Below are 12,879 nucleotides of genomic sequence, written 5' to 3' on the forward strand. Positions count from 1 at the left end.
GCAACGGTTTCACAATCGTCACAGCTGCGATATGTTCGCAGCTCAACCCGAACGTTCGGAGATTTGACGTGAACAAGCAGCTTCTTGTGCTCGGTGGTGGACTCGCCGCCGCCGGCGCGATCACCCTGTTCGGCGCGGGCACCGCGGCCTCGCAGCCCAATGCCGGCGCAGTCAACGTCGTCGGCGAGCCGTACATGAAGGCGCTGCAGATTCTCAAGAGCCAGGGGGTCAAGGCGTACTTCGGCGGGTCGTTCGGTAGCGCATTGCCGCAGTCCCAGTGCCTCGTGGACGCCCAGAAGGTCACCTCCCAGGGCCGGATGCTGCTGACGCTGGACTGCACCGAGCACGCGTTGGAACAGCTGCAGGAGACCCAGAGCTCAGGCGGGGGGCCCGGTGCTCCGCACGTGGGCTCCAACGGCGTGACCACGGTGACGCCCACACCGGTGGTTCCGGTCCCCGGCGCACCGGGTGCGGGAACCCCGGCCCCGAACTGATCCGCAACGCCGGCTACATCCTGATCTGACTGTCACGGGCCGGAAAGGGTGATCATCTGACGCTCGATCTGTAGGGCGCGACGGTACTATTCCGCGCATGCCGCTGGCCCCTGGTGCGACGTTTGCGGGATACACGATTGTCCGATTGTTGGGGTTCGGCGGGATGGGCGAGGTGTACCTCGCCCAGCATCCGCGGCTGCCTAGGCAGGATGCGCTGAAGGTATTGCCGACGGCGGTCTCCGCCGACAGCGAGTACCGCGAACGGTTCAACAGGGAAGCCGACATCGCCGCGTCACTGTGGCATCCGCACATCGTGACGATCCACGATCGCGGCGAGTACCAGGGGCAGCTCTGGATCTCGATGGATTACGTCGACGGCACCGATGCCGCCAAGGCACTGCGAGAGCGGCACCCGAGCGGTATGCCCAAGGATCAGGTGTGCGAGATCATCTCCGCAGTGGCCGAGGCGCTCGACTACGCCCATCAACGCGATCTGTTGCACCGCGACGTCAAGCCCGCGAATATCCTGCTCGCCCAACCAGCTCCCCACGAACAGCGGATCCTGTTGGCCGACTTCGGTATTGCGCGTTATGCCGACGAGGCCAGCGGGCTCACCGCGACCAACATGACCGTCGGCACCGTGGCCTATGCCGCCCCCGAACAGCTGCTGGGACATCACCTGGATGGACGGGCCGACCAATATGCACTGGCAGCCACGGCTTTTCATCTTCTGACCGGCACGCCGCCGTTCGAGAATTCCAACCCCGCCGTGGTGATCAGTCAGCATCTGTCATCCGCTCCGCCGGCACTGGCCGCAAGCCACCCCGATCTCGCCCCGCTCGACCCGGTGCTGGCCAAGGCCATGGCCAAGATCCCCAAGGACCGGTTCGAGCGCTGCGTGGATTTCGCTCGCGCCCTACGTCATCAGCTCGATGCCGGAGACGTCGACGGAACCCGTCTGGCGCCGGTGGCTGCCGCGCCGCACCGACGCCTGCTGCGGCCGGCGGTGCTCGTGCCCGCGGTGCTCGCGACGTTGTTGATCGCGGCGATTGTCGTTGCGACAGTGGAGTTCCGGCGCGCCGACGAGCGTCCGATCGCGAAGACGACGGTGACCACCACCCCAACCACCGCGCCGGCGAGCACTCTGGCCGCACCTCCCCCACCGCCACCGCCCACCGACAGCGCGACGACCGTGACGACAACTGTTACGACGGTGGCTCCGGCCACCCCGGCCGCCGTGGTGATCGGCGCCAACTGCGCGCCCCCGGGTGCGACGGGCACCACCGCCGGCGGCGCCACGGCGTACTGCTCGACGCTGCAGACCACCGGTACGTCGATATGGTCACTCACGCAAGGTGATATCCCGAGCCCGACGATCACCGTCGATCCCACCGAGGAACAGTTACCGGTCACCGAGGAGTCGCCGGTCCGGGTCTGTATGCAGCAGACCGGTATGACCCGGCGCGAATGCCGTGAGTCGATTCGCCGCAGTAACGGTCTGCGATAAGCCTCAGCGTCGCGGACCGGTTGGCGCTGGCACGGTCGAGCGTTGATCCTCACCGCTATCGAGACGCGGCCGCTGCGTCACCTTCGTGGTAACCGGCCAGCTCCGGGGCGGCCATCAGCTGGTCCAGCAGGGGCCGCTGGCCGGCCAACAGCTTCTCCCGGGCAGCAGCCACCGGAAGCCATGCGGCGCAGTCGATCTCGGGAAACTCGCTGAGCTTGCCGGAGCCCCTCGGCCACTCCATCGCGAAGGTGTTGCTGTGGACAACGGTCGCATCGAAGTCGCCGCACACCGCGAACACGGTGACCACCTTGCCGCCGGCCTGCCGCACCGGAGCGAGGTCCAATCTGGGCCCGTCGGGCGCCGGCGCGCCCAGTTCCTCCGTGAACTCACGCCGGGCCGCCGCCCACGGATCCTCACCGTCGGCATACTCCCCTTTGGGGACCGACCAGGCTCCATTGTCCTTGCGCGCCCAGAACGGGCCGCCGGGATGGACGATGAGCACTTCCACACCACCCTCGGCGATGCGGTACAGCAACAGTCCGGCGCTCAGTTTCGGCATTCCCTGCACCCTACGTGCACGCGCCCGGCACCGCCCGACCGTGTTGCCCCGTGGTTCAGCAGCTGACGGGCATCGGCGTGAGGACGTTCTCGGCCACTCACGGCGATGGGTGTGGCGTTGGATCTCCCACGGCTGCCGCGACGAATATCGCCCCCATCACTTTGCTGATGCATTGTAACGCACGTCACGAAATGAACTGAGACGGCCGTCTCAATCCGGCGGGTCGATGACCCGTCCGACAGCCCTTTCGGCTGCCGAGCAGATTTTTGTGCGTATGGAATTAAATCGCTGAACTGCTGGTTTAAGCCGGTGTAACCAATTCGGTAGGTAGTGAGAGTTTGCGCGTGAGTGCCGCAGGCACTGGGTCGTCGCCCACTCGGCGGATAACCGAAGAACGAAAGAAGGCACAGAAGATGAAGAAGTTTGGATTAGCTACAGCACTTGTTGGCGCGGCCACTGCGGCCGTCATCGGGGTCGCCGGTCCGGCGCAGGCCGCTCCCGCCGGACCGGGAAACGCCCAGCAGACGATCTCCGAGCTGCAGGCCCAGGGATACAACGTCATCGTCAACCGGACCGGCTCGACACCGCTGGACCAGGCCACCGTCGTCGCGGTACGGCCGGGCCAGAAGTTCTCGCAGACCGATCACCGCAGCCCGGGCAGCGATCTGCAAACCACCGTCACCGGCAAGACGGTTTACGTGGACGTGAAGTAACGCCAAACAGAACCAAACATCAAGGAGGGGTGCCCGATTCGGGCGCCCCTCCTTCGCGTTCGGCGGCCCGGCCGTGAGTTGCCACAGATCCACGCCGCGCTAGAGTCGCCAGAGTGCGAGGCTTCAACCGCTTTGTCGCACTCGGCGACAGTCAGACCGAAGGCCTGTGGGACGGCGACGACGACACCGGCCTGCTGGGATTTGCCGACCGCCTGGCGGTCGAGATCGACCGGCTCTACCCGGGATTAGGGTATGCGAACCTGGCGGTCCGCGGCCATCGCATCGGTGATGTGCTCACCGGCCAGCTGCCGCAAGCCTTGTCGATGCGCCCCGACCTGGTCACCGTATGCATCGGCATGAACGACGTGACGCGCCCCGGGCGGTCGTTCGACCGCGCACTGATCGATCTGGATCGGATCTACGCCCGACTGGCCGACTCCGGGGCCACCGTGGTCACCACGACGTTTCCCGACATCACCCAGATCCTGCCGGTGGGGCGAGTCCTGGGAAAACGGGTGGTTCACATCAACGCCGCGATCGCCGATGCCGCCGGCCGCCACGGGTTCCGGCTCGTCGACCTCTACTCGGCGCCGTCGATGCGGGAGCCACAGACCTGGAGCCCCGACCGGGTGCACGGCTCGGCCAGGGGTCACGAACTGTTCGCTGCCGCGGCGGCCGAGGCGCTGGGATTGCCCGGTAGCAACCATGATTGGGCGCACGGGCGCGGTCCGGTACCGCCCCAGTCTCTGCGGGCGCGGATTTACTCGCAGGCGTTGTGGACGCAGAACATGCTGATGCCGTGGATCTGGCGGCACCTGCGCGGGCGTTCGGCCGGGGCCGGACGCAGTGCGCGCCGCCCGGCCCTGATGAGCCTGACCGCTTAGGCGCCCACGGTCGACGGGATCAGACCCCTTTCCAGGCGGATTGGATCTCGGTGCCGATGTCGATGACCTTGGCCTTCTCCGCTCCCGGGCTGTCGATCTCACCGGCCACATGCGCGGCGATGAATCGCCTGATCTCGGCATCCACCCCGGCCAGGATGCGCAGCAGCTCGGCTCGCAGCGATTTCGAGGTGACGTGGATCGAGATGTCGGATGGTCGCGGCTTCTTGACGTCGAGGATCAGCAGCAGAGGTTCGGCGGCCAGGGCCGTGGCGCGCAGCGCGATCTCTCCGAACACCATGAACCTTGGACGGTCGATCCGCAGGTCGATCACCATGTCGATCTCGAGCGGTATCCGGATGGAAAACGTGATCGTTTCACCGACATTGCGCGTCACCCGCGGCTGCTGGATCTTCACGCGCGCCGTGACTTTGGCGATCTTCCCCGGCCCCTGCCCGATAGGGCCGATCTCGAATTCGTCGCCGGCGATCGATCCGATCGAGTCACCGACGCGTTCCTCGGAGACGGCGATCTCGAAGAACCGGCGCCCGAATTCCTCGTAGGTGATGTAGTCGTGGTCAACCATGGTCCTGATACGGTCTCACGTCAGCCTCCCGCGGCGGGACAACCGGGCCGAAACGGTGAACCCTTTCGCCTCGTCCAGCGACGCAGCGCAAGCCGGTCCGCCGTCAGCGAACAGGCCAACCCAGCCGGCACGGTCGCGAGAGCCTGCTGCCTGCAGGGATTGCTGGCAGCGGCGAGCAGATCAGCGGGCGTGAAAGCCATATGGTTCGATTGGCATCCTGCTGTTCCCCGGATGCGCGCACACTGGTGTTGACCGCGGTTGACTGAGGAGGACGCGATGAGCAGCAACGGACCCTTCGGATTCGATCCCGACGACTTCGACCGCGCCGCCCGCGAGGCGCTGGACGGGATCGGCAAGTTCCTGTCAGGCGGCGGGCCGGGTTGGGCGGGTCTGGTCGACGAACTCGGCCGGTTCTCGAGACCCCGGACCGAACCGGAGACCACGGGCGAGGCGGGCGACGGTGTGTGGGCGATCTACGCCGTCGACGACGACGGCGGCGCCCACATCGAGCAGGTGTTTCCCACCGAACTCGACGCGTTGCGCGCCAACAAGACCAACACCGATCCGACCCGGCGGGTCAGATTCCTGCCCTATGGCATCGCGGTAAGCGTGCTCGACGCGGACACCGAGGAGTGACCCGCGGCAAAAGGTGACGGGGCCACCGCGGCGCCGACTAGGCTGCTGCCCAGGGCCGACGAGGCCGGCCTGTGCGTCGGCGAACCTGAGGGTGGGACATGATTCGTGAACTTCTCGTCGCCGCGGCTGTCACCGGGGCTGCTGTGGCAACCGCCCCCGGGGCAGCGGCCGACGACAACAGCAATATGTACTTCGATCAGCCGGGCCACTACGCCACCGACGTTCCCGGCATGAGCTATAACGCGGCCAACGGTGCACCGTGCTTCAGCTGGGAGACCAACGTCTTTGGGCGGGGTCCCGGCGGCGAGGCCATGCAGTGCCGGTGGATCCCGAACCAGTGGCCCCCGATCGATACCGGCTTCTGGACCTACGCCTACCCGCTGCAGGGTGTGCAGCAGATCGGTTCGCCGTGCCCGGGCCCGCAGACTGCGGCGCAGTCGCCCGACGGCCGGCCGCTGCTGTGCCTGGGAGCGCAGGGCTGGCAGCCCGGTGCGTTGACCGGAAACGGTTTCTTCCCGCAGTGACCTAGGCCGGGTTACCGGACAATTATCTTGCACGACAGTCGAATTCAGCGTGCCGCCGTCCTTGGCCGTCAGGCTACAAGCGCCATCCCTGCCACGCGCATGGGCTCAGATGGGCGACGCGGCCAACCCCTCGAACGACCCCGACACAACGTGACAATACGCGATGTCCAACAGTTTTCCTTACGTTTCGCTGAATACCGACGCACGCGAATTTGACGGTCGCGATAATCAATGACGCGGACTAATGTTCCGCCGCCGTCGGACCGGGTCAGGAGGCCGAATATGACCGGCAAAGAACAAGCCTGGAGCAGGCCGGCTGCAATGGCCATCCCCAAAGCGGGGTACTTTGAATTGGAGCGCGGCCGGTACGGGCCGGTGTACCCGAAAACTCCTGCTTGCTATGGCTTTTCAATCATCGCCAAGGTCAAGCAAGGTCGTGAGGATGCGGTCCGCGCGTACGGTAAGCAGATCCAGGACGCCGTCGCCGACAGCCCCGATGTATTGGCCCCGTTGCGACTGCACTATTTGCGCTGGCAACTATTCGATGTCGGGTCAGGGTTGCATTTCCAGTATCAGGGGATCTTCGACACCGACTTCGACAAATACACAGAGGATGCCGTCGCTTTGTTCAGCGCGACCGGGATCACCACGGTGTTCACCAACCTGGAGGGTTTCCCCGAAGATTGGAAAGAAAACCCGGCGGCGTTCGTGAAGTTTGTTCGAGAGCATCAAGTCCCGAGCTTCCTGGAGTACGGCGAGTACCCGTACGTTACGGCCGACGAGATCAAGAAAGCGTTGCGCCTCAAGGCCGCGTTCTCCGACATGCTCGACCAGATGCAATGACCGAGGCGCTCGAACTCGACGATATTCAGCACATTCTGCTGACCCGCACGCCCGCGATCACCGGCCGCTACGAGTTCCTCACGTTCGACACCGCGGTGGGCGGCCGGGCGTGGCTGTCGGAGTTACTGGACAAGGTGCAGTCCGCTGCCGACGTGGCGGCCACCATGGATTCCTCGGACCGCTGGGTCACCATCGCATTCACCTGGGCCGGCCTGCGCGCTCTCGGTGTGGCCGAGGATGCGCTGGCCAGTTTCCCCGATGCGTTCCGTGAGGGCATGGCTGCGCGTGCGAGCATCCTCGGCGATACCGGCGCCAACGCCCCTGAACACTGGGTCGGTGGTCTGGCCGGCGAGGATCTGCACGCGATCGCGATCCTGTTTGCCCGCACTGACGAGCAGTGCCAGAAATCCATCGCCGAGCATGACAAGCTGCTGGCCCGCACCGACGGCGCCCGCAGCCTGTCCTACCTCGATCTCAACTCAACACCGCCGTTCAACTACGCCCACGACCATTTCGGGTTCCGCGACCGACTCTCGCAACCGGTGATGAAAGGCTCCGGCGAGGAGCCGACGCCGGGCTCCGGAGACCCTTTGGAGCCCGGCGAATTCGTCCTGGGCTATCCGGACGAGAACGGCCCCGTCACGCTGCTCCCACCGCCGGAACTCTCGCGCAACGGTAGCTACCTGGCCTATCGAAGACTCGAGGAATACGTGGCGGTATTCCGCGACTATCTACGCGAACATTCCGAGACCCCGGAGGGTGAGCACCTACTGGCGGCGAAGTTCATGGGTCGCTGGCGCAGCGGTGCTCCGCTTGTGCTCGCCCCACGCCGCGACGATCCCGAGTTGGGCTCAGATCCTATGCGCAACAACAACTTCAACTACAAAGAGATGGATCCGTTGGGCTATGCCTGCCCCCTGGGCTCGCATGCCCGCAGGCTCAATCCGCGCGATACCGCGCACAACATGAACCGGCGGCGAATGATCCGGCGCGGCGCGACCTACGGCCCCGCGCTACCCGACGGCGCACCTGACGACGGCGTCGATCGGGGCATCGCGGCGTTTATCATCTGCGCGGACTTGGTGCGCCAGTTCGAGTTCGCGCAGAACGTGTGGATCAACGACAAGGCTTTCCACGAACTCGGCAACGAGCACGACCCGATTTGCGGCACCCAGGACGGAACGCTCGACTTCACCGTACCGAAGCGGCCGATTCGCAAGGTGTACAAGGGACTTCCCGCATTCACCAGACTGCGGGGCGGCGCCTACTTCTTTCTGCCGGGACTGCGGGCCCTGCACCACCTCGCATCGCTTGAGGAGGCGTGATGAGCGCGGCACGGACCTACAACCAGCTGCATCTGCCGCGCAAACCTGACGGGCACAGGCGGATCAGTATCTATTGGACGTGGAGCTATCCGTGGGAAGCCCAACGCGATCCGGCCGAAATGTACAACCGGTTCTCCACCATGACCGAGGTCCGCAACGTGCTCTGGCCGGGCTACGAAACCCCGGAGTACGACGCAGCTCATTTCCTGCAGGGCATCGCAGGCACGCTGGAACTCTTCCACCGGTCCACCCTGGCATTCCAGGAGCTGGCCGGCTCGGTCACCGGCCACCCCGTGGCGGTCTTCCAGCGCATCGACCAGGCCGGCTACCAGCTACCCATCGACGCCGGCGTCCTCGACGACTGCGACACGTTGATGGTGTTCGGTCTCGACCATCTCCTCTCCGAGCAGGAGGCCGCACCCGAAGAGCTCGAGGCGATCAAGCAGTGGCTGCGCCGCGAAGGCACCTGCCTGCTGTTGGCCCCGCACCACGACGTCGGTAACACCGATGATTACGGACGGCGTCAGATCGAGTACCAGCATCACGGCGACCCTTTGGTGCCCCGCCAACAACGGTTCGGTCAGTACACCCGGTCCCTGATGACGGGGCTCGGCGTGCCCGTGCACAACAACTGGGGTCTGCGGCCTGCTGTCGTGGCCGGCACCACGGACATCGCCCCGTTGTCGGCGCGCCTCGATCTCGACGCCCCGGGCCTACTGGCCAACGTCACCACCTTCAATTTCCACCCACACCTACCGCACTACGAACTCACCGCACCCGAAAGCGACGATCTGCGGATACTGGGGCGTCAGCAGGTCGACCCGTACCGCCCCCACCCGTTCACCGAAGCCGGCAACACCGAGTTCAACGCGCTGATCTGGATGCCCCCAGCCGGTGACCGCGCGGGTGACATCGTGCTCGTCGACTCCACCAACTTCACGACACTGTTCGGCGGTACCGACAGCCTGAAGAACTTCTGGAACAACCTCGCGACGATGGGCTGACAGCCGCTACGGCAGGGCAGCGAAGAGATCGAACGGGTTTGCGGGCGCGCTCTGCTCTTGTGGAGCGGGCGCCTGAGCCGGAGTCACGGGAGCCACGGTTGCTGCCGCAGGCAAAGCCTGCGAGACAGCCGGTGTGGACGAGGCCTCGAGGGCACTCGAGCCCGGCGTCACTGCGTCGGCCGGACCCGGCGTGGCCGGCTCAGCCAGACTCTGGGGCGCGTGGATGGCCGCCCCCGCGGCTGTTTCTGCCGCGGGCGGCATGGCCTGCTCTGCCGCGGGCGGCATGGCCTGGCTCGGCGGCACAGCGGCAGGGACCGCCGAAATCACTTCGCGGCGCAGCACGTCCACCGGTTTGGCAGCCGCGACCGCCGGTTTGTCGGGCACCGCGGCGGGCGCAGTCCGCGATGTGACCGGTCCTTCGATCTCACGGCGGCTCGCGAGTGCGGCCAGCTGCTTGGCGGGCTGGACGTCCCGGGCGTGCACGGCGACCGTCGGCGGTGTCAGGCGCGGAAGCGCCGCCGTCACGATCTCCGGAGAACCGACCGCGGTCAGGGTGGCCGGTGCGGTCGCGCGCTCGGTGTCACCCACCATGAACAGGGCACCCGCGACGATAACTCCGATGACGACGGCCGCGGCGCTGGCGCCGCCGACCCACCACTTCTCGATGCGGTCGCGTGCGCATAGCTTGACGGCCGCTGCCATCCCCGGCGGCACGGTGTCGGTCACGACGGCGTGCGCGGCGCCGTGTGCAGCGGAGGATTCGGCATGGACGACGAGCGCTGACGGGACGATACGGACATCGTCGAACCCCATGGACTTCAGCGAAGCGATCAGCTTGTCGGCCTCGGCGACGATGTCATCCTCGCCGGTGACACCGACCGAGCGCACCTCGTGACCGCTGGATGCCGCGATCGCCTGGGCCCCGCGGGCCGCAGCGACGGCACGTCCGGCCAACTCGTCGCCATCGTCGACCGCGAACGCATCGTCATCGAGGACGACGTGGTCGGTTGCATCACCGCCGGCGAGTAGGACCCAGCTGACGTCCGTGGACGTCAACGCCAGCCCGAGTACCGTCTTCACCCGCAGACCCCAATTCCTGTCGTTGTACTGGCGCCGCGCAGGAGCATATTTTGCGTCGCTCCCGACGGCATCTCAACCAAAATGCCCAAATTCCTGATTTGTTGCTTCTATCGGCGCCGCCGAACCGTGTGTTACCAGCACCGTTGATCACGTTTGCAAGCCCCGTTCCGGGATGTCGTTAAGCTGGTGATCACGAAGAATTCATCCATCAGGACAACCTCGGCAGCGTCGAGGACTCGTGGAATGTGGCGAGGCATTCGCGCAGGGTCTGTCGCGCAACGGATCGACGCGAGGCCACCTGACCGTGGTCTGCCGCGACACCTGAATTTCGCCGATCCCGCATGCGGCAGAGAGGGCAAACCGGGTTCCGCTGCCGCGCCTCGCCCGCAATGATGGATGACAGGCCCGAGTTCCACGAGGAGCAGAGACTCATGTCCACGATCGAAACCAACGCGTCCGCGAGCGCCCCGTTCGACCAGGATGTGGCCGCGACGCAGGCGTATTTCGACAGTCCGCGCTTCGACGGCATCATCCGGCTGTACTCGGCCCGCCAGGTGGCTGAGCAGCGCGGCACGATCCCGTCCGACTATCCGGTGGCACGCGAGGCTGCTGCCGCGTTCTATCCGCATCTGCGAGAGTTGTTCTCCCAGAAGAAGAGCATCACCACGTTCGGGCCGTACTCGCCGGGCCAGGCGGTGGTGATGAAGCGGATGGGTATCGGCGGTATCTATCTGGGCGGGTGGGCTACGTCGGCCAAGGGGTCCATCAGCGAAGATCCAGGGCCTGATCTGGCCAGCTACCCGCTGAGTCAGGTGCCCGACGAGGCGGCGGGGCTGGTGCGGGCGCTGCTCACGGCCGACCGCAACCAACAGTATCTGCGACTGAAGATGACCCCTGAGCAGCGTGCGACCACCCCGGCGGTCGACTACCGGCCGTTCGTCATCGCCGACGCCGACACCGGGCACGGCGGTGATCCCCACGTGCGTAACCTGATCCGCCGTTTCGTCGAGGCTGGCGTGCCGGGATACCACATCGAAGATCAGCGGCCCGGCACGAAGAAATGCGGTCATCAAGGCGGCAAGGTTCTCGTCCCGTCGGACGAGCAGATCAAGCGACTCAACACCGCCCGGTTCCAGCTCGACATCATGCGGGTGCCCGGCATCATCGTCGCGCGCACCGACGCCGAGGCGGCGAACCTGATCGACAGCCGCGCCGACGAACGTGATCAGCCTTTCCTGCTGGGCGCCACGAACCTCAAGATCCCGTCGTACCGGTCCTGTTTCCTGGCGATGATGCGACGGTTCCACACCCTCGGTGTCACCGAACTCAAAGGTCATCTGCTCTATGCGCTTCCCGAAGGCGAGTACGCCACCGCCGAAGCATGGCTCGAGTACCACGGCATCATGGACCTGGTTGCCGAGGCAGCCGCATCGTGGCAGCAGAACCCCGATCAATCCGTCGACGCCCTGTTCGACGGCGTGGAATCGCGGTTTGTCGAAGCCTGGCAGGACGATGCCGGGCTGCAGACCTACGGGGACGCGGTCGCCGAGTTGCTCGAGTTCCGTACACGGGAGGGTGAGCAGTCCGCCATGACTGCGACGGACTGGCGCAAGTTCGCCAAGGGCGCATCGCTGTACACCGCTCGCGAGAAGGCCAAGGAGCTGGGCGCCGACGTGGGCTGGGACCCCGAGCGGGTCAAGACGCCGGAGGGCTACTACCAGATCCGCGGCGGCATCCCGTATGCCATCGCCAAGTCACTGGCCGCCGCACCGTTCGCCGACATCCTGTGGATGGAGACCAAGACCGCCGACCTCGACGACGCCCGCGAATTCGCCACGGCTGTCCACGCGGTGTACCCCGACAAGATGCTGGCCTACAACTTGTCCCCGTCGTTCAACTGGGACACCACAGGCATGACCGACGACGAGATGCGCCGGTTCCCTGAGGAACTCGGCAAGATGGGCTTCGTCTTCAACTTCATGACCTACGGCGGGCACCAGATCGACGGTGTGGCCGCCGAGGAGTTCGCCACCGCACTTCGGCAGGACGGCATGCTGGCGCTGGCCCGGTTGCAGCGCAAGATGCGTCTCGTCGAATCTCCTTATCGCACACCGCAAACCCTCGTCGGCGGCCCTCGCAGCGATGCTGCGCTGGCAGCCTCGTCCGGGCGTACGGCCACCACCAAGGCCATGGGCAAGGGGTCCACGCAGCATCAGCACCTGGTGCAGACCGAGGTGCCCAAGAAGCTGCTCGAAGAGTGGCTGAAGTTGTGGAGCGACCACTACCAACTCGACGAGAAACTCACCGTGCAGCTACGGCCACGGCGGGCGGGCTCCGATGTCCTGGAGCTCGGCATCTACGGCGACAGCGACCAGAAGCTCGCCGATGTCGTGGTGGACCCGATCAAGGATCGTCACGGCCGCAATATCCTCACGGTGCGTGATCAGAACACCTACGCCGAGAAGCTGCGGAAGAAGCGTCTGATGGATCTGATCCACCTGTGGCTGATCCACCGGTTCAAGCCTGAGATCGTCTACTACGTGACGCCCACCGAGGACAACATCTATCAGACCGAGAAGATGAAGGCGCACGGCATCTTCAGCGATGTGTACCAGGAGGTCGGCGAGATCATCGTTGCCGATGTGAACAAGCCGCGCATCGCCGAACTGCTGGCTCCCGACCGCGAAGCCCTGGGTCGGCTGATCCGCAAGGAGGACTGAGCGCCGC

Annotated in this window: 13 protein-coding genes; 10 read left to right on the forward strand and 3 right to left on the reverse strand. The window is 65.6% G+C overall.

The window, feature by feature from the left end; all coding sequences use genetic code 11:
* Positions 1 to 68 precede the first annotated feature (68 nt).
* The gene (locus H276_RS0118920) at positions 69 to 494 is read left to right on the forward strand and encodes a hypothetical protein (protein WP_019972854.1); all 426 of its coding nucleotides are present in this window, start codon (positions 69 to 71) and stop codon (positions 492 to 494) included.
* Between the two features lie 97 nt (positions 495 to 591).
* Complete coding sequence (locus H276_RS0118925) at positions 592 to 2,001, forward strand: serine/threonine-protein kinase (protein WP_019972855.1); 1,410 nt, start codon at positions 592 to 594, stop codon at positions 1,999 to 2,001.
* 55 nt (positions 2,002 to 2,056) lie between these two features.
* On the opposite strand, the gene H276_RS0118930 is transcribed toward H276_RS0118925, so the two are convergent.
* On the reverse strand, positions 2,057 to 2,560 hold the full coding sequence (locus tag H276_RS0118930) for an NUDIX domain-containing protein (RefSeq protein WP_019972856.1): 504 nt from the start codon (positions 2,558 to 2,560) through the stop codon (positions 2,057 to 2,059).
* A 413-nt stretch (positions 2,561 to 2,973) separates the two neighbouring features.
* Between H276_RS0118930 and H276_RS0118935 the strand changes: the two genes are divergently transcribed.
* Together H276_RS0118935 and H276_RS0118940 are read left to right on the forward strand one after the other, a co-directional pair.
* Positions 2,974 to 3,273: a hypothetical protein gene (locus H276_RS0118935; RefSeq protein WP_019972857.1), complete on the forward strand. Its 300-nt coding sequence runs from the start codon at positions 2,974 to 2,976 to the stop codon at positions 3,271 to 3,273.
* 113 nt (positions 3,274 to 3,386) lie between these two features.
* Positions 3,387 to 4,157, forward strand: a complete 771-nt coding sequence (locus H276_RS0118940) for an SGNH/GDSL hydrolase family protein (RefSeq protein WP_019972858.1) — start codon at positions 3,387 to 3,389, stop codon at positions 4,155 to 4,157.
* 19 nt (positions 4,158 to 4,176) lie between these two features.
* Here H276_RS0118940 and H276_RS0118945 read toward each other — a convergent pair whose 3' ends face one another.
* Positions 4,177 to 4,740 carry a hypothetical protein gene (locus tag H276_RS0118945; protein WP_019972859.1) on the reverse strand — a complete coding sequence of 188 codons (564 nt, stop codon included), beginning with the start codon at positions 4,738 to 4,740 and terminating at the stop codon, positions 4,177 to 4,179.
* A 276-nt stretch (positions 4,741 to 5,016) separates the two neighbouring features.
* Between H276_RS0118945 and H276_RS0118950 the strand changes: the two genes are divergently transcribed.
* The 5 genes from H276_RS0118950 (at position 5,017) to H276_RS0118970 (ending at position 9,072) form a co-directional block, all read left to right on the forward strand.
* Positions 5,017 to 5,376, forward strand: coding sequence for a hypothetical protein (locus tag H276_RS0118950; RefSeq protein WP_019972860.1), 360 nt, complete (start codon positions 5,017 to 5,019; stop codon positions 5,374 to 5,376).
* Between the two features lie 98 nt (positions 5,377 to 5,474).
* Positions 5,475 to 5,900 carry a hypothetical protein gene (locus H276_RS0118955; RefSeq protein WP_019972861.1) on the forward strand — a complete coding sequence of 142 codons (426 nt, stop codon included), beginning with the start codon at positions 5,475 to 5,477 and terminating at the stop codon, positions 5,898 to 5,900.
* Between the two features lie 282 nt (positions 5,901 to 6,182).
* Positions 6,183 to 6,743: a hypothetical protein gene (locus H276_RS0118960; RefSeq protein ID WP_026357181.1), complete on the forward strand. Its 561-nt coding sequence runs from the start codon at positions 6,183 to 6,185 to the stop codon at positions 6,741 to 6,743.
* Positions 6,740 to 8,068 (forward strand): peroxidase, encoded by a 1,329-nt coding sequence (locus H276_RS0118965; RefSeq protein ID WP_019972863.1) that lies wholly within the window; start codon positions 6,740 to 6,742, stop codon positions 8,066 to 8,068. The genes H276_RS0118960 and H276_RS0118965 overlap by 4 nt, the downstream gene beginning before the upstream one ends.
* Positions 8,068 to 9,072 (forward strand): hypothetical protein, encoded by a 1,005-nt coding sequence (locus H276_RS0118970; protein WP_019972864.1) that lies wholly within the window; start codon positions 8,068 to 8,070, stop codon positions 9,070 to 9,072. Before H276_RS0118965 ends, H276_RS0118970 begins: the two co-directional genes overlap by 1 nt.
* A 6-nt stretch (positions 9,073 to 9,078) precedes the next feature.
* On the opposite strand, the gene H276_RS0118975 is transcribed toward H276_RS0118970, so the two are convergent.
* Positions 9,079 to 10,152 (reverse strand): hypothetical protein, encoded by a 1,074-nt coding sequence (locus H276_RS0118975; RefSeq protein ID WP_019972865.1) that lies wholly within the window; start codon positions 10,150 to 10,152, stop codon positions 9,079 to 9,081.
* Positions 10,153 to 10,583: 431 nt separating this feature from the next.
* Here H276_RS0118975 and aceA point away from each other — a divergent pair, with 431 nt between their 5' ends.
* Positions 10,584 to 12,872: an isocitrate lyase ICL2 gene (aceA, locus tag H276_RS0118980; RefSeq protein WP_026357182.1), complete on the forward strand. Its 2,289-nt coding sequence runs from the start codon at positions 10,584 to 10,586 to the stop codon at positions 12,870 to 12,872.
* Positions 12,873 to 12,879 lie beyond the last annotated feature (7 nt).

Source organism: Mycobacterium sp. 141 (assembly GCF_000382405.1).
GTDB lineage: Bacteria > Actinomycetota > Actinomycetes > Mycobacteriales > Mycobacteriaceae > Mycobacterium.

Coding starts and splice junctions, on each gene's coding strand:
- H276_RS0118945 (WP_019972859.1), bottom strand. CDS start 4,740: ATGGTTGACCACGACTACATCACCTACGAGGAATTCGGGCGCCGGTTC.
- aceA (WP_026357182.1), top strand. CDS start 10,584: ATGTCCACGATCGAAACCAACGCGTCCGCGAGCGCCCCGTTCGACCAG.
- H276_RS0118970 (WP_019972864.1), top strand. CDS start 8,068: ATGAGCGCGGCACGGACCTACAACCAGCTGCATCTGCCGCGCAAACCT.
- H276_RS0118950 (WP_019972860.1), top strand. CDS start 5,017: ATGAGCAGCAACGGACCCTTCGGATTCGATCCCGACGACTTCGACCGC.
- H276_RS0118930 (WP_019972856.1), bottom strand. CDS start 2,560: ATGCCGAAACTGAGCGCCGGACTGTTGCTGTACCGCATCGCCGAGGGT.
- H276_RS0118925 (WP_019972855.1), top strand. CDS start 592: ATGCCGCTGGCCCCTGGTGCGACGTTTGCGGGATACACGATTGTCCGA.
- H276_RS0118955 (WP_019972861.1), top strand. CDS start 5,475: ATGATTCGTGAACTTCTCGTCGCCGCGGCTGTCACCGGGGCTGCTGTG.
- H276_RS0118960 (WP_026357181.1), top strand. CDS start 6,183: ATGACCGGCAAAGAACAAGCCTGGAGCAGGCCGGCTGCAATGGCCATC.
- H276_RS0118935 (WP_019972857.1), top strand. CDS start 2,974: ATGAAGAAGTTTGGATTAGCTACAGCACTTGTTGGCGCGGCCACTGCG.
- H276_RS0118965 (WP_019972863.1), top strand. CDS start 6,740: ATGACCGAGGCGCTCGAACTCGACGATATTCAGCACATTCTGCTGACC.